At 71.3% G+C, this 19,747-nt stretch carries 18 protein-coding genes; 4 read left to right on the forward strand and 14 right to left on the reverse strand.

Annotation, left to right across the window (positions count from 1 at the left end; genetic code table 11):
• The 14 genes from HCA58_RS07520 to HCA58_RS07590 all read right to left on the reverse strand — a co-directional run bounded on the left by HCA58_RS07520 (nucleotide 1) and on the right by HCA58_RS07590 (nucleotide 12,333).
• A complete protein-coding gene (locus tag HCA58_RS07520) occupies nucleotides 1-735 on the reverse strand; it encodes a class II aldolase/adducin family protein (RefSeq protein WP_169597041.1) in 735 nt (244 codons plus the stop codon).
• A complete protein-coding gene (locus tag HCA58_RS07525) occupies nucleotides 732-1,436 on the reverse strand; it encodes a DsbA family protein (RefSeq protein WP_169597042.1) in 705 nt (234 codons plus the stop codon). The genes HCA58_RS07520 and HCA58_RS07525 overlap by 4 nt, the downstream gene beginning before the upstream one ends.
• Nucleotides 1,433-2,371, reverse strand: coding sequence for a thioesterase family protein (locus HCA58_RS07530; RefSeq protein WP_169597043.1), 939 nt, complete (start codon nucleotides 2,369-2,371; stop codon nucleotides 1,433-1,435). The genes HCA58_RS07525 and HCA58_RS07530 overlap by 4 nt, the downstream gene beginning before the upstream one ends.
• A 16-nt stretch (nucleotides 2,372-2,387) precedes the next feature.
• Nucleotides 2,388-3,173, reverse strand: coding sequence for an alpha/beta hydrolase (locus HCA58_RS07535; protein WP_169597044.1), 786 nt, complete (start codon nucleotides 3,171-3,173; stop codon nucleotides 2,388-2,390).
• Nucleotides 3,170-4,150, reverse strand: a complete 981-nt coding sequence (locus HCA58_RS07540; protein WP_346775900.1) for a beta-ketoacyl synthase N-terminal-like domain-containing protein — start codon at nucleotides 4,148-4,150, stop codon at nucleotides 3,170-3,172. Before HCA58_RS07540 ends, HCA58_RS07535 begins: the two co-directional genes overlap by 4 nt.
• On the reverse strand, nucleotides 4,147-5,262 hold the full coding sequence (locus HCA58_RS07545) for a beta-ketoacyl synthase N-terminal-like domain-containing protein (protein ID WP_169597045.1): 1,116 nt from the start codon (nucleotides 5,260-5,262) through the stop codon (nucleotides 4,147-4,149). Before HCA58_RS07545 ends, HCA58_RS07540 begins: the two co-directional genes overlap by 4 nt.
• Nucleotides 5,240-6,361, reverse strand: coding sequence for a beta-ketoacyl synthase N-terminal-like domain-containing protein (locus HCA58_RS07550; protein WP_169597046.1), 1,122 nt, complete (start codon nucleotides 6,359-6,361; stop codon nucleotides 5,240-5,242). Before HCA58_RS07550 ends, HCA58_RS07545 begins: the two co-directional genes overlap by 23 nt.
• Nucleotides 6,358-7,563 carry a beta-ketoacyl-[acyl-carrier-protein] synthase family protein gene (locus HCA58_RS07555; RefSeq protein ID WP_169597047.1) on the reverse strand — a complete coding sequence of 402 codons (1,206 nt, stop codon included), beginning with the start codon at nucleotides 7,561-7,563 and terminating at the stop codon, nucleotides 6,358-6,360. Before HCA58_RS07555 ends, HCA58_RS07550 begins: the two co-directional genes overlap by 4 nt.
• Nucleotides 7,564-7,566: 3 nt before the next feature.
• The gene (locus tag HCA58_RS07560) at nucleotides 7,567-7,821 is read right to left on the reverse strand and encodes an acyl carrier protein (protein WP_169597048.1); all 255 of its coding nucleotides are present in this window, start codon (nucleotides 7,819-7,821) and stop codon (nucleotides 7,567-7,569) included.
• Nucleotides 7,818-8,879, reverse strand: coding sequence for a hypothetical protein (locus HCA58_RS23415; RefSeq protein WP_346775901.1), 1,062 nt, complete (start codon nucleotides 8,877-8,879; stop codon nucleotides 7,818-7,820). The genes HCA58_RS07560 and HCA58_RS23415 overlap by 4 nt, the downstream gene beginning before the upstream one ends.
• The gene (gene fabG, locus HCA58_RS07575; RefSeq protein ID WP_169597049.1) at nucleotides 8,876-9,616 is read right to left on the reverse strand and encodes a 3-oxoacyl-[acyl-carrier-protein] reductase; all 741 of its coding nucleotides are present in this window, start codon (nucleotides 9,614-9,616) and stop codon (nucleotides 8,876-8,878) included. The genes HCA58_RS23415 and fabG overlap by 4 nt, the downstream gene beginning before the upstream one ends.
• Before the next feature lie 106 nt (nucleotides 9,617-9,722).
• Complete coding sequence (locus HCA58_RS07580; protein WP_169597050.1) at nucleotides 9,723-10,979, reverse strand: CoA transferase; 1,257 nt, start codon at nucleotides 10,977-10,979, stop codon at nucleotides 9,723-9,725.
• 5 nt (nucleotides 10,980-10,984) lie between these two features.
• Nucleotides 10,985-12,133: a steroid 3-ketoacyl-CoA thiolase gene (locus tag HCA58_RS07585; protein WP_169597051.1), complete on the reverse strand. Its 1,149-nt coding sequence runs from the start codon at nucleotides 12,131-12,133 to the stop codon at nucleotides 10,985-10,987.
• Between the two features lie 5 nt (nucleotides 12,134-12,138).
• Complete coding sequence (locus HCA58_RS07590; RefSeq protein WP_169597052.1) at nucleotides 12,139-12,333, reverse strand: ferredoxin; 195 nt, start codon at nucleotides 12,331-12,333, stop codon at nucleotides 12,139-12,141.
• Nucleotides 12,334-12,510: 177 nt separating this feature from the next.
• Here HCA58_RS07590 and HCA58_RS07595 point away from each other — a divergent pair, with 177 nt between their 5' ends.
• The 4 genes from HCA58_RS07595 to HCA58_RS07610 are packed head-to-tail and all read left to right on the forward strand — an operon-like array spanning nucleotide 12,511 to nucleotide 19,733.
• Complete coding sequence (locus tag HCA58_RS07595) at nucleotides 12,511-14,103, forward strand: AMP-binding protein (RefSeq protein ID WP_169597053.1); 1,593 nt, start codon at nucleotides 12,511-12,513, stop codon at nucleotides 14,101-14,103.
• Nucleotides 14,100-15,488 (forward strand): FAD-dependent oxidoreductase, encoded by a 1,389-nt coding sequence (locus HCA58_RS07600; protein ID WP_169597054.1) that lies wholly within the window; start codon nucleotides 14,100-14,102, stop codon nucleotides 15,486-15,488. Before HCA58_RS07595 ends, HCA58_RS07600 begins: the two co-directional genes overlap by 4 nt.
• 27 nt (nucleotides 15,489-15,515) lie before the next feature.
• Complete coding sequence (locus HCA58_RS07605) at nucleotides 15,516-15,746, forward strand: acyl carrier protein (RefSeq protein WP_169597055.1); 231 nt, start codon at nucleotides 15,516-15,518, stop codon at nucleotides 15,744-15,746.
• 27 nt (nucleotides 15,747-15,773) lie between these two features.
• Entirely contained in the window at nucleotides 15,774-19,733 is a 3,960-nt protein-coding gene (locus HCA58_RS07610) for a non-ribosomal peptide synthetase (RefSeq protein ID WP_169597056.1), read from the forward strand.
• The last annotated feature ends 14 nt before the right edge of the window (nucleotides 19,734-19,747 follow it).

Here is a 19,747-nt window from a genome sequence, read left to right on the forward strand (position 1 = left end):
TCAATCCAGCAGATCCGGCTGCGCCCGGACGATGTCGGCGTACAGCGGGCGGAAGTTCAGCCGGGCGATCGCCGGGGTGCCGATGGTCCGCCGGGTCTCGGCGGCCTCCGCCGCACCGATCGGCACCGGCTGCCCGGCCGCCTCGGCGAGCAACTGGACCTGGCAGCTACGGTCCATCGCGATGAACCACCAGGCCGCCTCTGCCACCGAACCACCGACGGTCAGCAACCCGTGGTTGCGCAGCACCGCCGCCTTCGTGTCACCGAGGGCGTCAGCGATGCGTTTGCCCTCCTCGGCAGCGAGCACCACCCCGGTGTAGTCCTCGAACACGGTGTGGTCGTCGTAGAACGCACAGGCGTCCTGGGTGATCGGATCCAGCGGCCTGCCGAGCGCCGCCCACGCCCGTCCGTAAGTGGAGTGGGTGTGCGCGGCGGCCACCACGTCGGGGCGGGCCGCGTGCACGTGGGAGTGGATGACGTACCCGGCCGGGTTGATCTGACCGGAGCCCTGCAGAACCGCGCCCGCCTCGTCGACCAGCAGCAGGTCACTGACCCGTACATGCCCGAAGTGCATGCCGAACGGGTTGATCCAGAACCGCCCCGGATGCTCCGGATCGCGGGCGGTCACGTGCCCCCCGGCCCCCTCGTCGAAGCCGTACCGGGCGAACAGGCGACAGGTCGCGGCGAGTTGCCGCTGCCGTCGCAGTCGTTCCTCGGCCGGAGTACGTTCCGTCATCCGCAACCTCCGGCGGTGTCGGTGTCGAAGGGGACACCGGCCGCGACCGCCTCGGGCACGCCGGTCGGCCCGGCTGGCGGATCGGCGTCCGGCTGCCACGCGGCCAGGAAGTGGTCGACCCGGTCCAGCCCCCAGAACCGGTGGCGACCCCAGCGCAGGTACGGGATGCCGAACACGTCGTCGTCGTAGGCGGCGGCGAGGCAGTCGGTCCCCTCCGCCCGGATCTCCGCGTCGTCCGGCGCAGCCTGGGCGAGAGCCGGATCGAAGTCGGCGGTCGTCGCGGCCTTCGTGATCACATCGGGGGTGCAGATGTCCTCGCCGCGCTCCCACCGGGCGGCGACCAGCGCGTCGTAGAACGGCACCGCCCGACCCGCCCGACGGGCCGACAGCCACGCCAGGTGCGGCAGTTCCCACCACGGGTCGACGTCGATCGGCCAGGCCATCGCCATGCCCGCCTGCCCGGCCAGGCGCTTGGTGTCCTGCAGGATGTAGAAGTGTTTCGCGCGACTCATCTGGGCGTAGTGCAGTTCCGCACCGCGCTCCGCCAACGCCGCGGTGGTCTGCGCGTCGGGATCCCAGTACGGGAAGAAGTCGACCCGGTCGAAGAAGTCGGGCACCTCACGACGCAGCCGGTGGATGGCCAGCCAGCTGTACGGGCTGCGGAACGAGAAGTACAACCTGGGCCGCCGCTGCTGCTTCACACGGCACCTCCGGACAGGGCCCGCAGCACCTCGTCGTCGAACTCGGCGAGCTCGCCGGCACGCGGGCCGGCGCTTATCGCGTAGCCGTGCAGGATGGTCGCGGTCGCCGTGTGCACCAGCCGGTCGCCGCGGCGCACATAGCAGTCCATCCGGGCATCGAACATGACACCACGCAACACGCCGGTCACGTTGAGCACGGTGTGCACCTCCTCCTCCATCAGTGCCGCCTCGACCAGCCGTACCCGGGCCCGGGAGACCACCGGAATCCAGGACCGTTCGCGGACCAGCCGGCCCACCGAGATGCCCCGCTGGGCCAGGAAGCGGTCCACCACCTCCTCCAGCGCCCGCACGTACCCGGAATGTTGCACCCGGTCGGAGAAGTGGCAGTAGAAGTAGGGTGCCCGCCAACTCCAGAGGAACGCGTTCGATCCCGCCGGGGTCAACACGTCGGCGACCGTCTGCCCGGTGGCCAGCGGCCGATGGTCGGGGCGGGTCACCGCGTCGGCGGCACCCAGAGTCGGTACCACCAGCTCGGCCAGGTGGGCCGGTGCCGGTGCCGACGTCGTGGCGGCGGGCTCGGTGACCAGCACGACGCGGACCTTGCCGCGCAGCACGACCTGCTCCCGGCCGTCTCGGTGCACCGTCATCCGCACCGCCAACCTGCCGGCGGATTCACCGGTCACCTCCACCCGGGCCTCGTCGTCGACCTCCAGGACGGCCGGCAACTGCACCGAACAGTCGACGATCTCCACACCCAGGCCGTGCTCGTGGAAGAGTTGCCGCGCTCCGGGGCCCCGATCGCGGAACCATTGCAGTACCGCCTCCTCAACGAGGTAGACGAAGTGCTTGAAGCCGATCCAGGTGCGGATGTTGGCCCCTTCGTAACGGGGCCGCCCGACGAGGACCGTCAACGGGGCGGTGGGAACACTTGTCAACTGTCTGCTCCTGTCGTCAGGGACGTACCGTCATCCGGCTCGCCGCACCGACGAACCGAGCGACCTGCTCCGCCACCTCTGCCGCATGGCGGACATGGCAGAAGTGGTCGTAGTGCTCGTGCACGAGCAGGGTCGCCCGGGGCATGTCCCGGCCCAGGGTCGCGGCGGCAGCCGGGGACAACGTCGGGTCGGCGCCACCCGCCAGGATCAACGTCGGGGTTTCCACCGTGCTCAACGTGAGCCCGCCGCTGCTGACGAACTGGTCGAAGACGGTGAGGAAGCCGGCGGGCCCGATCCGGTCGATGGCCTTCGCGATCATCGATTCGAGTACGGCGGCATCCAGCGTGCGTAGCCGTTCACCGATGCGCAGCCGCAGGCCGTCGTGGATGTGCCGGTCGAAGGTACGCCGGGCGCGGTCGAAGACCTGCCAGGTGATCGGCTGCTCCGGCGGACAGTACAGGGGACACAGCAGTACCGTCGAACGGGCCGGTCGTCGGCCGCCGGACATGAGCTCCAACGTGGCGTTGGCACCGAAGGAGTGCGCGACGATCGTGTCGGCCGGTCGGGGCAGCTGGGCGAGTCCTGCGGCGAGGAAGTCCGCCACCCTGCCCTGGCGTCGCCACCGGTAGTCGTTCCCGGCCCGCCACGGCAGGTCCAGCGCCACCACCCGCCAGTGCGGATCGAACTCCCGGGCGAGTGGTCGCCAGGACTCCCACGAGTCCTCCAGGCCATGCGCGAGGACCACCAGGTCTCCCCCGGTGGTTCCGGCGGACAACTCGTGCAGGGTGGGTGCTGTGATCACCGCTGTGCTCCTGACCCGCCGTCGACGAACACGACCCGCGGGGTGTCGGGTGTGATCGCCTCCGCGCTGTCGCCGGGGTCGGCGGTGAGCCACACCTCCCGCTCACCGTCGGTGTCGTCGCCGCAGGTCACGGCGATCGGGCCGGACCCACCGGCGTCGAGCAGCGCCGCCGCCAGCGCCAGGTTGACCACCCCGGCCGCGCCGTAGCAGTCACCCCACCGCGTTGCCGGGTCGAAACCGCCGGGCCCCAGGCGACACGTCGCCTGACGCGCCGCCGTCAACAGGACCGGCCCTCGACCCGACGGGGCGGCGCGGGTGAGCACCAGGCAGGCGGCGCCCGCGCGCAGCTGGGAAGTGGCGCAACCTGCCTGGTGCAGTCCGATGGCCGTCTCGTCGGCCGGTTCAGATCCCACCACGAGCACCCGTCCGGCCCGGCCGGCGCGCAGCAGCAGGGCCGCCGTGCGGACGGCGTCCAATCCGGCGGTGGCGCCGGAACAGAGCATCAGATTCGCTCCGCCGAACCCGAACCAGAGTGCGATCGTGCTGGCCAGCACGTTGCTGGAGGCGTTCGGCGCGGCGAGCGGGCTGACCGCACGACCGCCCTCGGCGTGGATGGTCCGCGCCAGCTCGGCGACGGTCGCCACATTACCGAGATTGCCGGCGACGACCACGGCCGTTTCCGGATCGACGCCGTCCGGCCGGACCCGACCGGGTGCAAGGCCCAGAGCGCGGTGCACGGCGCACAACGCGAGCCGGGTGGCTGGTTCCTTGTAGAGCAGGCCCTTGCGGCCGAGCGTCTCGTGGGCGCGTTCGGCCGGCACCGCGCCGGCCAGGGCACCGGCCAGGCGCTGTACCGGCACACCGGACCAGTCGGCCAGATCGTCGGCGAGGGTGCCCGCCCCGGGCAGGTGCAGGCTCCAGCCGGCCACCCGCACTGCGGGTGACGGCGCTGCGGCATCCGGTACGGCGCTGGTCACGGCGCCTCCACGAGGGTGACGGCGTTCACGCCGCCAAATCCGAACGCGTCGCACTGCACCAGTCGCGGCTGGTGGGCGATGGTCGTGTCTGCGAAGCGAAGTCCGGCGCCCTCCGGCAACGGGGAACGCAGTCCCACCACCGGCGGCACCTGGCCGTCGGCCAGGCACCGCCGACCCACGTCAAGGTTGACGAGCGCCGCCGCTCCGGAGGTGTGCCCGGTCGCGCCCTTGACCGCCGTCACCAGTGGATCTGCGCCGCCGGCCACGAGCACCTCCCGGATCGCCGCGCACTCTGCGGGATCGTTCAAAGCGGTGCCGGTCCCGTGTGCCACCACCAGGTCCACCTCGGCCGGATGGCGGTCACCACGGGTCAGGGCGTCGCGCATCGCCCGGGCGATACCCGACACGGACGGGGCGGTCTCGTGGTGGGCGTCGCAGGAAAGTCCGGTGGCCACCACCCGGGCCAGTGCTGGCCGGCCGTCGTCGTCGGGCACCAGTACGACCGCGGCGGCCCCGTCACCCAGCAGCACACCCTGCCGGTCGACGTCGAACGGACGGACCGTGTCTGTCGGTCGCTCGACGACCCGGCCGATCATCGCCAGCATCGACTCGGTGGTCGCGTCGACGCCGCAGACCAGCACCGCGTCGGCCTCGCCGAGCATGAGCAGATCTTCGGCGAGAGCCAGTACGTGGCCACCTGCGCTGCACGCGTTACTGACCGTGACCACTTCACGTAGGCCGGGTACCGCACCGCCGACCGCGTCGCCGAAATGCAGGCGGTGCGCGGCAACCGCCGTACCGCCCGTCGCATAGGCTTCCACCGCCGCCAACTCCCGCAGCCCGGTGCCGACCAACGCGACCATTCGACGTCGCCGGGGGTCGAGCCCGGCAGCGACGATCGCCCGGCTCGCGCATTCGGCCACCCAACGGCTGGCCGCGAAGTCCCGCGTCAGGCCATCGTCGATGTGGTAGCCGTGGGCGACGTTGAGAGCCGACGGTGTTCCGTGCCGCAACGGCCCGATCCCACTGCGCCCAGCCAGCAACGCGGCGAAGGTCTGCGCCCCGTCGCCGAAGCAGGTCCGCAGCTCGCTAGCGGTCAGCCGGGCCGGCACCTGACCACCCCCTGATGATGGCGGCGGCGGTACCGCCGTCCGGGCTGCGGGAGGTCAGCAGAGCCAGCCGCGTTCGGGCCCCGACCGGCTCCGCCGCCAGGAAGGTTGCCAGTGCCAGCCCTCCGGTCGCTGCGTCGCAGTGGCCGAACAGCCGGCCGACCCGGGTCCGGGTCGGGGTGTGACCGAGCGCGGCGCAGGCCGGGGCGAACTCGTCGGTGTCGTCAACACCGGTCTCACCGGTCAGCACGTGGGAAACCTGCGCCGGATCGACCCCGGCACGACGGACGGCCCGGCTCACGCAGCCGGTCAGCGCCCGGTCGGCGGACTCGCCACCGCCGGGACCGTACGCGGTGGCCAGGGCGAGCACTTCGGCCTCACGGCGCGGTCCGGCCCACGCGGGCTGTTCGGCCCGGGTCAGCAGGAACACGGCGGCGGCCTCCCCGGTGGGCACCTGCCGTCCGGTCAGCCAGGTGTTCCACGCCCGGTGCGGGCTGAACTCCTCCACCGCGCCGACCAGCATCGCATCGACGTAGCCCCTGGTGATGGCGTTGGTGCCGTAGCGCAGGGCGTCGAGGAAGGCCAGCGGGCCGGTAGCCACCGTGGCGTTGACGCCTCGCAGGCCGTGCCGGATGGCGGCCTGCCCGGCGGCGCAGTTCATCACGGTGTTGGGAAAGAGGACCGGATTGACCAGGTACGGCTTCTCCTGCACCAGGGTGTCCCGGGTGTAGTCGCTCGTGGAGCGGAAGCTGCCGAGTGAGGTACCGAGCACCACACCGAGCCGTGCCCGGTTGCTGTCGTCGACCAGCACCCCGGCGTCGCTCAACGCCTCCCCGCAGGCCACCACGGCCAACGCCGTCGCACGGTCGTAGAAGCTGGTGCCCTTGCGACCGAGGTGGGCGCGGACGTCGAAATCGACCAGGGCGTGCCCGGTGGTGGAGGGCAGCGGCTCGTCCGACAGACCCGTCACGTCGACCGGTGGCGGCGGCTCGGTCGATGCGGCCGCGGCGACCACGTCGGCGGTCAGCCGCTCGGTCAGGGCGGCGCGGCCGACTCCGGCCGGGCTGACCGTGCTCCAACCAGTGATGACGACGCCGCTCATTCGACCGCTCCGATCAGGACGATGGCGTTGTTCCCGCCGAAGGCGAAGCCGTTGTTCTGCACCACCCGCACACCCGTCTCCCGGGCGGTGTTCGGCACCGGGTCCAACCCCGCCAGCGCCGGGTCGGGAGTCGTCCAGTTGATGGTCGGTGGCAGGAACCCGTGGGTGATGGCCAGTGCTCCGGCGATCGCACCGAAGCCGCTGGCCGCGCCCATGGTGTGGCCGATCATCGACTTGATCGAGCTGACCGGTGGTACCCGGTCACCGAACACGTCGAAGATGGCCTGCGCCTCGACCGAATCGTTCGCGGGGGTCCCGGTGCCGTGGGCGCAGATGTAGTCCACGTCCTCGGGCTTGACGGCGGCGTTGCGGTGCGCGGTGCGCATGCACTCGGCGATACTGGCGCGGTCCGGTGCCACCGGGTGGTTGGCGTCGCAGTTCACGCCGTAGCCGAGTACCTCGCCGTAGATGCGGGCGCCCCGCGTCCGCGCGTGGTCCAGCGTCTCCAACAACAGCATCGCCCCGCCCTCGCCGGTCAGGATGCCCGAGCGGTCCCGGTCGAACGGCGAGCAGGCGTCGGCGGTGAGGGCACCGAGCCGGAAGAAGCCCGCGTGGGCCCACCGGCACACCGAGTCGGCCCCGCCGGCGAACATCACGTCCGCCTCCCCGGTGACGAGCGTGTCGTACGCGTAGCCGATGGCGTAGTTGCTGGCCGAGCAGGCGGTCGCCAGGGTCAACGACTCCCCGGCCAACTCCAGTTCGGTGCTCACCGCGTGGGCGAGCCGCCCGGCTGCCATCTGCCCGAGCAGTTCCGGGTCCATCGCGGCGAAACCACCCTCGACCTGCTGGGCGGTCACCGTCTCCACCACCACGGACTCGCCGCTGGTGGTGCCGACGACCGCCCCGACCCGGTCTGGCGCGACCGTCGCCGGATCGAGCCCGGAGTCGGCCAGGGCCAGCCGGGCGGCGGCTGCCGCGAACTGGCTGGAGCGGCCCCACCGGGTCGGCTCGATCCGGCGCAGCAGCGTTTCGGGTCGGAAGTCAGGCACCTCACCGGCGTTCCGGCGGGGAAATCCGCTGGCGTCGAAGCTGCGGATCGGTGAGATGCCGGACCGGCCCTCCCGCAGGCCGTCGGTGAACGCGGACACGCCGATCCCGATGCTGGACACCGGGCCCAGCCCGGTCACCACGACCCGGTTCATGCCTCAGGCCTGGCCGGCTGAGTGGCGGACCACCGCGTCGTAGACCGCCTTGAGGTTGTTGAGCGACGGCAGCTCCGACTGCGGAATTTCGATCTTGAACTTCTTGTCGATGCGGGCGAGGATCTCGATGGCGCGCAGCGAGTCGGCCTCGTAGTCCTCGGCGAAGTCGCCGGTCTCGGTGATCTCCTCCGGCTCCAGCTCCAGCACCTCCGCCACGATCTCGCGGAGTTCGGCCATGCGGGGGTCGGTCTGCGTCATGATGGGTCAGCCTTTCGAGGAGGATTGACGAAGCTGGCGCCGTTGCGTCCCGGGGAATGCCCCGGGACGGTCGGTACGTCGGCCGTGATCGAGGTGGCGGTCACGGTGCTGGCCGGCGCGGTGAGTGCCGTACGTGGACGACGGGCGGCCATCAGCGTGCCGACGCGGGCGACACGGCAGTCACCGACATACGTCTCGCCGGTCGCGAAGGCGGTGTCGGCGATCACGCGTTCCAGGTGGACGACATGCCGGAGCAGGTCCCCCGGGTAGGCGGCGACGTCGAAGCTGAAGTTCCTGGCTCCGACGAACATCAGCACGTGGTCGTCGTCGACTGGTCCCTCGGCCCCGGCGAGCCAGAGCAGGGCGGCGGCCTGGCCGAGGGACTCCACGAGCAGCGAGGCCGGATAGGCGTAGTCGCCGGCCGGTGCGTCGTCGGCGAGATCCCGGTAGCACGGCTCGGTCGCGGTGACCGTCTTGACCGCCTCGATGCGTCGACCGGGCGTCATCGACAGCACCCGGTCCACGAGCAACAGCGGGTAGCGCTGCGGCAGCAGGGCCCGGACCTGGTGGTGTTCCAGACCGGCACCGCCGGCACCGGTGACCACGGGACCGCTGATCTGCGGCCGGGGGGCCGTACCACCGACGAAGGTGGCCCGTAGTGTCACGGACACCGTGTCGTCGGCACGTCGACCTGAAGCCTTCACCACCCACCTGTCGGCGCCGTCCTGGGTCACCACGATGTCCAGGGTCAGCCGGTCCGGGGGCAGCAGTGGCGCGAGGAAGCGGATCGAGTCCACCGAGCGGAGCCGGAGACGCGGCTGACCCGGGTTGCGCAGGGCGATGTCGACCGCCTGGACCAGCGCCTCGACGATGAACACCCCCGGGAAGACCGGGAAGCCGGGGAAGTGTCCACACAGGTTCGGATCGTCCGATCGGATCGGCACACCCGCGATCACTTCGAGGTGGTCTCCTACCACGCTGACCTGCAGGTCGTCGACGGCCGCCAGCGGTGCGGCGCCCGGCGGGCACGGTCGGCCGGTCGTGGCTGGGGCGTTCACAGCGTGATCCCCCCGTCGACCTGGAAAACCTGGCCGGTGACGTAGTTCGCGCGCGCCGAGCAGAGGAAGGCGACAAGGTCCGCCACGTCCTCGGGTCGTCCGAAGCGCCCCAACGGGATCTGCCCGAGAGCCTGCTCACGCAACTTGCCCGACAGTGCATCGGTCATGTCGGTCTCGATGAAGCCGGGTGCGACCACGTTGACCCGGATGCCGTACCGGGCGACCTCCTTGGCCAGCGACCGGCTCAGCCCGATGATCCCGGCTTTGCTGGCCGCGTACGCGGTCTGACCGGTGTTTCCGTAGACGCCGGCTACCGAGGACATGTTGACCACGGTGCCGGCTCGACGCTTCATGAACCGGAAGGTGAGCGAGCGGCAGAAGTTCCAGGTGCCGGTGAGGTTGGTGGAGAGCACGGCCTGCCAGTCCGTCTCGGAGGCGAGCACCAGCGGGCTGTCGCGGGTGATGCCGGCGTTGTTGACCAGGCAGTCGATCGGCCCGATCGCCTCCTCGGCAGCACCGACGAAACGCTCCACCGCCGCCAGGTCGGTCACGTCGCAGGGTGCGAGGTGGACCGGGACACCGAAGGCGGCCACCTCGGCCCGGGTCTTGGCCGCAGCCTCGGTGGCGCTGCTGTAACAACCGGCCACCGCGTATCCCTGCTCGGCGAGGCGGAGCGCCGTCGCGCGGCCGATACCCCGCGAGACGCCGGTCACCAGAGCTCGGAGCTGAGTGGTCAAGCCAACCTCCCCTGTCGGACTCTGCCGACTGGACGTAACACAACACAACACTGACGGGTGTGTTGTATCTTCTCCGCGTCAACATACTGGCTCATCGGCGACACGGTCAGCAAGTAGTGTCGTATGTTTTCTTCGTCGCGTCAGTGGATGCGTTGTCGACGGGTGCCTCGTCGAGTCCGGCGAGCACCTGCGAGGTGTGCTGACCCGGTGCTGGCGCACCGTGGCGCACCCGGGTGGGCGTCCGCGAGAACTTCACCGCCGGCCCGACGATCGGGGCGTTGCTACCGTCACTGAGCACCGTGGGTTGCAGCATCTCCCGCTGCGCCAGATGCGGATCGGCAACCACCTCGGCGACCGTGCGTACCCGGGACACCGTCAGTCCCCGCCCGACGAGCTCGTCGACCACGACGTCGGCCGGAAGGTCGGCGCACCAACCCGCCACCACCGCGTCCACTTCGACCCGGTTCGCCAGCCGCTCCGACGCACGGGCGAACCCGGTGGCCCGGACCAGGTCGGCACGCCCCATCGCCTCGGCGAGTTCCCGCCAGTGCCGGTCGAGCGCGACGGCGAGATAGACCTGCCCGTCGACGCAGGCGTAGACGTTCGCGGGCACCACGAAGTCGGTCTGGTTACCCCACCGCTCGGGTGCTCGGCCCGCGGCGGCGAGGGTGTGAAATCCCGCGCTTCCCGCGAGCATCGCGTCGAACATCGCCACGTCGACGTGTTGCCCCTCACCGCAGGTACGGCGATGCCACAGCGCCGCCAACGCGCCGATGGCGCCGTGCAGACCGGCCAGTTCGTCGGCGAGGAACGTCGGTGCCCGAACCGGACCTCCGTCGGGGTCACCGTTGAGTGCCATCCACCCGCTGGCCGCCTGCACGACCGGGTCGTACGCCGCCGCGGTGCGCCGGTCACCGTACTGGCCCCAGCCGGAGATCGACACGAAGACCAGGTCAGGGCGGACCGCCCGGCACTGGGACCAACCCACCCCCCAACCGTCGAGGGTGCCGGGTCGGTAGTTCTCCACCACCACGTCCGCGGTGGCCACCAGCCGTAGAAACGTCTCCCGGCCGGACGGCTCGCGCAGGTCGACGCCGACGCTGCGCTTGTTCCGGTTCACCGTCTGCCGGAACCAGGACAGGCCGGTACCCGGAATCCGGGGTGGCACCTCGCCGTCACGGCCGTGCGGCAGCTCCACCCGGATCACGTCGGCACCAAGGTCCGCAAGGATGGCGCTGGTCAGCGGACCCGACCAGACCTTCGTCACGTCGAGCACGCGGATGCCGTCCAGCGGCCCGGCCAGGTCGCTGCGGGCCTCCCGGTAGAAGTCCCCGGCATCGCGGTACGAGGCTGCGCTGTCCACCGCGGTCACATCCGCTGCAGGATCGAGGCGGTGCCCAACGCTCCGCCGCAGCACATCGTCACCAGAGCCAGTTCCCGGTCGGCGCGTTCCAGCTCGTGCAGGGCGGTGACCAGCAACCGGGTCCCGGAGGCCCCCAGCGGGTGGCCGAGCGCGATAGCACCGCCGTTGACGTTCACCCGGTCCAGGTCCGCCTCGTGGGCCGCCGCCCAGCCGAGCACGACGGCAGCGAACGCCTCGTTGACCTCGGCTCGGTCGATGTCGGTCAGCCGCATCTTCGCGCGGTCGAGAATCTTGCGGGTCGCCACGACCGGCCCGTGCAACAGCAGGTACGGGTCGGAACCGGTGACCACCTGGTGCAGCATTCGGGCCCGTGGGCGCAGTCCCAGTGCCGCGGCCCGCTCAGCCGACATCCACAGCACGGCCGCCGCACCGTCGGAGATCTGCGACGTGCTCCCGGCGGTGTGCGTCCCGCCCTCGATGGTCGGCCGCAGTCCGGCAAGTCCCGCCGGGGTGGTCTCGCGCAGCCCCTGGTCGCGAGAAACCTCGACGGTGCCGTCGGCGGCGGGAGCGCGCACCGCCACCACCTCGGCGTCGAAACGTCCCTGGGCCCAGGCCTGTGCCGCGAGGGTCTGGGAGCGCAGCCCGTACGCGTCGGCCGCAGCCCGGTCGACACCGTAGAGCGCGGCGATCCGCTCCGCTCCGCCGAACTGCGCCTTCGGCGGGTCGTCCCAGGGGTAGTCAGCGGTCTTGTAGTGACCCGGCCCCTGGTAGAGGTTGGTCCCCACCGGCACCCGGGACATCGATTCCACCCCGCAGGCGATGCCCACGTCGATCACCCCGGCGGTGATGAGTGCGGCCACCAGATGATTCGCCTGCTGTGCCGAGCCGCAGGACGCGTCCACGGTGGTGCAGGCCACCTCCGGGTCGAGCCCGGTGCTCAGCCAGGCGTTGCGGGTCACGTTCAGGCTCTGTTCGCCGACCTGGGTGACGCATCCGCCGATGATCTGGTCCACTTCCGATGGCGGTAGGCCGACCCGGTCGATCACCTCCCGCTGCACCGTGCGCAACAGTTCGACCGCCTTGAGGCCGCTGAGCCAACCGTCCCGCCGACCGATCGGGGTACGCGCCGCTGACACGATCACCGCTTCCGCCACGGTACTCACTCCTCGCGCAGCGACAGGGCGAGCTTCGGGCAGCTGCGTACGGCGGTCTCCACCTGGGCCAGTTGCTCCGCTGGTGGCCGCTCGACCAGCACGTACATCAGGTCGTCGTCCCGGATCTCGAAAACCCCGGGGGCGTTGTCGACGCAGGTCCCGTAGCTGTCACACCGGTCGTAGTCCACGACTATGTGCATTGTTCCACTCCCACCCTTCTGTCGAACCGGTCGGGCAGGCCAACGATAGATGACGCATGTAGGATTTGCCGACCGGCAGAAGCAACAGACACTTGCGCCGAAGAAGACACTTCGCATAGCGTCGGCCCGTCCGCTCCGGCGGCAAGCTCCCCGTCCGGCACCACCAGGAGGCCGACCATGCTCACCGGATGTGTCCCCTGGCCCGACGAACTCGCCGAGCGCTACCGCCGGGAGGGCATCTGGCGTGGCGAGGTACTGGGTGACCTGCTACGCCCGTGGGCAATCCGCGACCCGGCCCGCACCGCGGTGGTGACCCGCCACGGCCGGCACAGCTACGCCGAACTGAACGAGCGGGCCGACCGGCTCGCGGCCGGTCTGGTCGCCCTCGGCATCCGCGCCAGCGACCGGGTCGTCGTGCAGTTGCCGAACACCCCCGATTTCGTGGTGACGTGTGTGGCGCTTTTCCGGATCGGTGCGTTGCCGGTCCTCGCCTTGCCGGCGCACCGCCGGGCGGAGTTGAGCTATCTCGCCGAATACGCCGCCGCCGTCGCGTTGGTGGTTCCTGACCTGGTGGCCGGCACCGACCACCGGGAACTGGCCCGGGCCGTCCGCCAGGCGGTGCCGAGCGTCGAGCACGTGCTGGTGTCCGGCGACGCCCAGGAACTGACCGCGCTCGGTGCCGTCGACGCCGACCCGGTGGATCTGCCCGCACCCGACCCGTCGGAGGTCGCCTTCTTCCTGCTCTCCGGCGGCACCACCGGGCTACCCAAGCTGATCCCCCGGACCCACGACGACTACGCCTTCCAGTTGCGCGCCACCGCCGAGGCGATGGGTTTCGACGAGCACGGCGCCTACCTCGCCGCGCTGCCGGTGGCGCACAACGCCGCGCTCGGCTGCCCCGGTGTACTGGGTGCGCTGCGCGCCGGCGGGCGGGCCGTACTCGCCGCCAGCCCGGCACCCGACGAGGTGTTCCCGCTGATCACCGCCGAACGGGCCACCCTGACCACACTGATGCCGGCGTTGCTGCCGGTGTGGACGGAGACCGCGGGCATCTTCGGCGCCGACCTGTCGGAACTGGTCATCGAGGTGGGCGGCGCGACGCTCAGCCCCGAGGTGGCCCGCCGGGTCCGTCCGGACACGGGTGCCACCCTGACCCACTGGTTCGGGATGGCCGAGGGGGTGCTCTGCTTCACCCGCCCCGGCGACGGCGACGAGGCCGCCGCCACCACTCAGGGCTCCCCGCTGAGCTCTGCCGACGAGCTGCGCATCGTGGACGACGCCGACCGGGACGTCCCCGACGGTGACGTCGGCGAGCTACTGGCCCGGGGCCCGTGCACGCTGCGCGGCTACTACGCCGTACCCGAGCACAACCGCGGCGTGTTCACCTCCGACGGGTTCCTGCGCACCGGGGACCTGGTGCGCCGCGACGACGCCGGACGGCTGGTCGTGGTCGGCCGGATCAAGGACGTGGTCAACCGGGGCGGTGAGAAGATCTCCGTCGACGAGGTCGAAGCGCACCTGGTGGCGCACCCAGCCGTGCGTACCGCCGCCGTGGTACCGGTCCCCGACCGCCGCCTGGGCGAGAAATCCTGCGCGGTGATCGTCGCGCGGGACGCCCCACCCAGCCTCGCCGAGGTGCACGACTTCCTCCGTGGCCGCGGACTGGCCGACTTCAAGCTGCCCGACCGGTTGCACGTCGCGCCCGAGCTGCCGTACACGCCGGTCGGCAAGATCGACCGTCGGGCACTCGCCCGCGAGCTGGCCGGATGAACCGCCCGCCGGTGGCCACCGCCGACACCGAACGGGTGCTCTGGCTCGACGGCCTCCCCCCGGACCAACTCGCCACTCGCCCGCCGTTGGACGGCGACACCACCGCCGACGTGGCGATCGTCGGTGCCGGCTACACCGGGCTGTGGACCGCCTACTACCTGAGCACGTTCAACCCCGACCTCAAGGTGGTGGTGATCGACGCCGGTCGGGCCGGGTTCGGTGCCTCCGGCCGCAACGGCGGCTGGTGTACCGCCGAGATGCCCGCACTGTTGCCGGGGTTGGTACGCCGGCACGGGCCGATGGCCGCGATGCGGTTGTACCGGGCCGGTCAGCGCACCCTCGACGAACTGCGTCGGGTTCTCGACGCCGAGAGGATCGACGCGCACTGGAGGCACGACGGTTCACTCTACGTGGCCCGCAGCGCGCCGCAGGTCGACCGGCTGCGGGGCTGGCACGAGGTACGGGGCAAACTCGGCATCGGTGGGCTCACCCTGACCGTCGGCGCACCGGCCGCCGAGCAGATCGGGTTGACCGGGGTGCGCGCCACCGCGTACACCCCGCACTGCGTCACGGTGCATCCGGCCCGGCTCGCCCGTGGTCTGCTCGCCGCCGTCGAACGCCGGGGGGTCCTCGTCGCCGAAGGTACCCGCGCCACCCGGATCGCACCGGGCCTCCTGGTCACCGACGGTGGCACCGTGCGTGCCCGCTCGGTGCTCATCGCCACCGAAGGCTACACGGGACGCCTGGCCGGACATGGTCGTCGGGTCCTGCCGCTGCACTCGTACGTCCTGGCGACCGAACCCCTGGACGCCGCAACGTGGCAGCACATCGGCCTGACCGACCACCGGACCGTCGCCGAGTCCCGATACCAGTTCGGCTATCTGCAACGCACCCTCGACGACCGATTGGTGCTCGGCGGACGCGGCGCCTACTACCGTTTCGGGTCCGCCACGGATCGGGCGGCGGCAGCCGGACGACGGGCACACGACCTGCTTCGGCGCACCCTGGCCGAACTGCTGCCCGACCTGGCCGACGTGCCGGTGACGCATCGGTGGAGCGGGGTGTACGGACTGCACCGGCACACCGAGCCGGAGGTGGTGTACGACCGCGAGACCGGTCTCGGCCACGCGGGTGGTTACGGCGGTGAGGGAATCGCGCTGAGCAACCTCGCTGCCCGATCACTTGCCGCTCTCGTCGCCGGGGTCAGCCGCCCGGAAACCCGGTTGTGTTGGGTGGACAACGCCTCGCGCCGCTGGGAGCCGGAACCATTGCGATACATCGGCGTACGGACAGTTACCGGGGTCGCCACCGGGGCGGACCGCTACGAGCACCGCTTCGACCGGACGGCACCACTGGCCCGGCTCGCCCTACGCGCCATCGTGTAAGCCCCGACCAGCGACGAGGAGACCGGCGTGGACGACCCGCAACGGATGCGGAAGGTTTGGGAGTTCATCTTCCAACAGGCGGTCACCGACAACTCGGACTTCTTCACCGATCTCGACGGCGACTCGATGGCCGCCGCCGCCCTCGTGCACCACGTCGGCGAGGAGTTCGGCGTCTCACTGCCACTGTTCGAGGTGTTCGAACGCCCGACCCCCGCGGAGCTACTCGTCGCCGTCCGGGAACAGCTCGCGGTCGGCTGACCGCTGTCACACGCAGCGAGGAGCACGATGGATCAGCTCACGGCAACCGGTTTCGGACTCAGCGACCTGCAACAGGCGTATCTGATCGGTGAGCTGGGTGACTTCCAGCTCGGCGGTCCCGCGCTGTTCTACGAGGAGTACGTCTGCCCGCCGTTCGACGTCGACGCGTTCGTCGCGGCCGTGGGCATCCTCGTCCGCCGGCATCCGATGCTGCGCTGCGCCGTCGACGACAACGGCCTGATCCGGATTCTGGACGATCCACCGGCGCCGCTGACAGTGCGGTCGCTGCGGGGCGAGTCCACCCGGCAGCGCGACGAACTGCTCGCCGCCAGTCGCCGGGAACTAATCGACAACGGGCCACCCCTGGCCGGCCCGGCCGCCTTCCGGATGGTCGTCTGGTGTGACGAGACCGAGTTCCTGGTGCAGATGGCGGGCCGGCTGATGGTCTTCGACGGCCAGTCCGGCGAGGTGTTCGCCCAGGAGCTGCGCACCCTGCTCAGCGGCGGTGCCCTCGCACCGCTGGACTTCACCTACGAACGGTACCGCCAGGAACTGGACCACCGTCGCGACGGACCGGAGTACGCGGCGGCCCGCCGCTACTGGACCGACCGGCTCGACGACCTGCCCGGCGCACCGGAGTTGCCGTTGCGCCGAGGTGGGCGGCACGACGGTCCGCTGGTGCGGCGCACCTTCACGTTGTCGGTGGAGCGGACCGAAGCCTTCAGCGCGGCGCTACGCCGCCGCCGGCTCACCCCGACGATGGCCGTCGCCGCCGCGTTCGCGCGGGTGCTTCGGCACTGGAGTCGCCAACCCCGGTTCACCGTCAACATCATGTACGGTGAGCGCCTCGACCTGCACCCGGACGTCTCACAACTGATCGGCAGCTTCGCCAGCACCATGTTGTTGGAGTGTTCACCCGCGTCGGGTGGAAGCGACTTCACCGCCGACGCGACCGCGCTGCGTTCCCGGATGCTGCGGGACATGGCCCATGGCGCGTTCAGTGGCGTGTCGGTGATCCGGGAGCTGAACCGTCGATCGGGTGCGGTGTCCGCTGCCCGCATGCCGGTGGTCTTCACCAGCATGCTCGGGCTGGGCTCCGACACCGATCCGGTCTTCCTGGAACTGCTCGGCTGGCAGCGCCGCGAGTCGCTGGTACGCACCCCCCAGGTCGCCTTCGACCACCAGGTCTTCATGCGGGCCGGCGAGATGGTGTTCAGCTGGGACACCGCCGACGGTCTCTACCCGACCGGCCTGGTCGACGACATGTTCGCCGCCTACCAGCGGCTGCTCCTCGACCTGGCCACCGCGGACACCGCCTGGGCCTCGGCCGGTGACGACCGGTTGACCCCCGCCCGGCAGCTGGCGGTACGGGCCCGGGTCAACGACACCACAGCCGGCGTGCCTCCGCAGACGCTGCACGGCGGTTTCCTGGCACAGGCCCACCGCGCCCCCGACGCCGTAGCTGTCCTCACCCCCACCGGCCCGGCCAGCTACGGGCAGCTGCGGGCACGGGCCGGTGCGGTGGCCGCCGCCCTGCGCGCCGCCGGACGTGGCCCGGGCGACCTGGTCGCGGTCGTCGCCGAACGGGGCGTCGACCAGATCGCGGCGCTGCTCGGGGTGTTGATGAGCGGTGCCGCCTACGTCCCGGTCGCGCCGGGCTGGCCGCTCCGCCGCCGGGCGCAGATCCTCACCGGGGCGGACGTCCGGGCGGTACTCGGTGGTTGCGACGCCGACTGCGACGGTGCGCCGGCCGACGCGGTGCGGTGGCGTCTGGACGCGCTCCCCGAGGGGGACCTGCCCGACGACGAGGCCGCCGCCGAACCGGAGGCGCTGGCGTACGTGATTTTCACTTCCGGTACGACCGGCACGCCCAAAGGCGTGATGATCCGTCACCAGAGCGCGATGAACACCATCGTGGACGTCAACGCACGGTTCGGCGTCACCGCCGCCGACCGGGTGCTGGCGGTCTCCGAGTTCACCTTCGATCTGTCCGTGTACGACGTCTTCGGACTGCTCGCCGTCGGCGGCACGGTGGTCGTCCCGGATCCGCAGCTGTCCCGCGAGGTGGTGCACCTGCACGAGTTGGCATGCCGGGCCGGCGTGACGGTGTGGAACTCGGTACCCGCGTACCTGTCGATGTTCGTCGACTACGTGGGCGCCTCGGCCGAGCGGAAGCGACCGCAGGCGCTGCGGCTGGCCATGGTCAGCGGCGACTGGGTTCCGCTGTCGTTGGGCCGCGAGCTGGCCGACGTCGCGCCGGCCGCCCGTTGTGTCGCGCTCGGGGGCGCCACCGAGGCGTCGATCTGGTCGAACTGGTTCGACGTGCCGGTGCGGGTGCCGGCCGACTGGACCAGCGTCCCGTACGGCTGGCCACTGCGTAACCAGCGTTTCCACGTCCTGGACGGCGGGCTCGTCCACCGACCTGACTGGGTGCCCGGTGACCTGTACATCGCCGGGCGAGGGCTCGCCGACGGATACCTGCACGCCCCGGAGTTGACCGCCGCCGCCTTCGTCACCCATCCGGTCACCGGTGAGCGGCTCTACCGCACCGGTGACCTGGGTCGGTACCGGCCGGACGGGGTGCTGGAGTTCCTCGGCCGCGACGACCCCCAAGTCAAGATCAACGGCTTCCGGGTGGAGCTCGGCGAGATCGAGGCAGCCCTGGTCGAGCAGGCCGACGTCGCCGATGCCGTGGTGGTGGCCCGCCGGGGCGACCGGGGCGCGTCGCTTGTCGCCTTCGTCGCCGCCGATCCAGCACGACCGGAGCTCGCCGACGGGCTGCGTGAGGCGCTGGGCGCGGTGCTGCCCGCCTACCTGGTGCCGCCGGTCATCGACGTCCGGGAAGCGCTGCCGCTGACCGCCAACGGCAAGGTGGACCGGTCCGCGCTGGCGGCGGAGGCCGCCGGACTCTCACCCACCGCCGGTGAGTTCCGTACCCCGCGTACCGCCACCGAGCGGCAGCTCGCCGAACTCTGGGCGGAGCTGCTCGATGTGCCGGCGGTGGGTGTCGACGACCCGTTCTTCGGTCTCGGGGGCAGCTCACTTCAGGCGGCACAACTGATGAACCGGGTCGAGCGGGAGTTCGGCAGCAGGCTGCCGCTGGCCGCCCTGTACCAGCACCGGACGGTGGCCGCGCTGGCCCGGCTGCTCGACAACGACGACCGACCCGCCACGACGTCGACGGTGCAGTCGTTGGCTCCCGGCGACGGTCCGCCGGTGGTGCTCATCCATCCGGTCGGTGGTGATCTGCTGTGCTACCGCGAGCTGGTCGAACGGCTGGGCGACGACTGGTCCGTGCTCGGGGTCGCCTCGCCCGCTTTGGACTCGGCTGTCGCTGTGCCGCCGACCCTGCCCGAGCTGGCCGCAAGCTATCTCGACGACCTGCGGGGCGCGTTGCCCACGGACGGGCCGGTGCGCCTGGTCGGTTGGTCGCTGGGCGCGGTACTGGCGTACGAGCTGGGCCGGCAACTCACCGCGGCGGGGCGAACCTGCACCGCGGTGTTGATCGACCCGTGGGTCGGACCCGTCGGGTCCAGCGGTGAGCCGGAGACCGACGAGCTGTTCCGGGCGTTCCTGACCGACGTGACCCGGGGCGAGATGTCGGTGGTGGTGCCGCCGGCCGGCGGTGGCGTCGTCAGTGCGGAGCCGTTACGTGCCCGCTGGCCGGAGTTGGCCGCGACCCGGCCGGAGCTGGCGGCACTGGGGCTGGCGGCGGCGGAACGGCTGTTCGACGTCTTCGCCGCGCACACCCGAGCGCTGGTGCGTTACCCGGTGCCGGAGGCTACCGAACTCACCGTGCACCTGATCGAGGCGCAGACCAGGCTCGGTGGTGCGGCCGGCGACTACCTGGTACGACTCGGCGACCGGCTGCCCGAGGGCGCCGCGACGACGACCCGCCGGATTCCCGGTGACCACTTCGCGGTGACCGACGCGGTCGGCGTGGGCCCGGTAGCCGCAGCGGTAGCCGCCGCTCTCGGCCACGTCTGACGGCGGTCGCCACT

This window comes from Micromonospora sp. HNM0581, from assembly GCF_012726175.1.
Taxonomy (GTDB): domain Bacteria; phylum Actinomycetota; class Actinomycetes; order Mycobacteriales; family Micromonosporaceae; genus Micromonospora.

Coding starts and splice junctions, on each gene's coding strand:
- HCA58_RS07520 (WP_169597041.1), bottom strand. CDS start 735: ATGACGGAACGTACTCCGGCCGAGGAACGACTGCGACGGCAGCGGCAA.
- HCA58_RS07550 (WP_169597046.1), bottom strand. CDS start 6,361: ATGAGCGGCGTCGTCATCACTGGTTGGAGCACGGTCAGCCCGGCCGGA.
- HCA58_RS07555 (WP_169597047.1), bottom strand. CDS start 7,563: ATGAACCGGGTCGTGGTGACCGGGCTGGGCCCGGTGTCCAGCATCGGG.
- HCA58_RS07560 (WP_169597048.1), bottom strand. CDS start 7,821: ATGACGCAGACCGACCCCCGCATGGCCGAACTCCGCGAGATCGTGGCG.
- HCA58_RS07590 (WP_169597052.1), bottom strand. CDS start 12,333: ATGCACATAGTCGTGGACTACGACCGGTGTGACAGCTACGGGACCTGC.
- HCA58_RS07595 (WP_169597053.1), top strand. CDS start 12,511: ATGCTCACCGGATGTGTCCCCTGGCCCGACGAACTCGCCGAGCGCTAC.
- HCA58_RS07600 (WP_169597054.1), top strand. CDS start 14,100: ATGAACCGCCCGCCGGTGGCCACCGCCGACACCGAACGGGTGCTCTGG.
- HCA58_RS07610 (WP_169597056.1), top strand. CDS start 15,774: ATGGATCAGCTCACGGCAACCGGTTTCGGACTCAGCGACCTGCAACAG.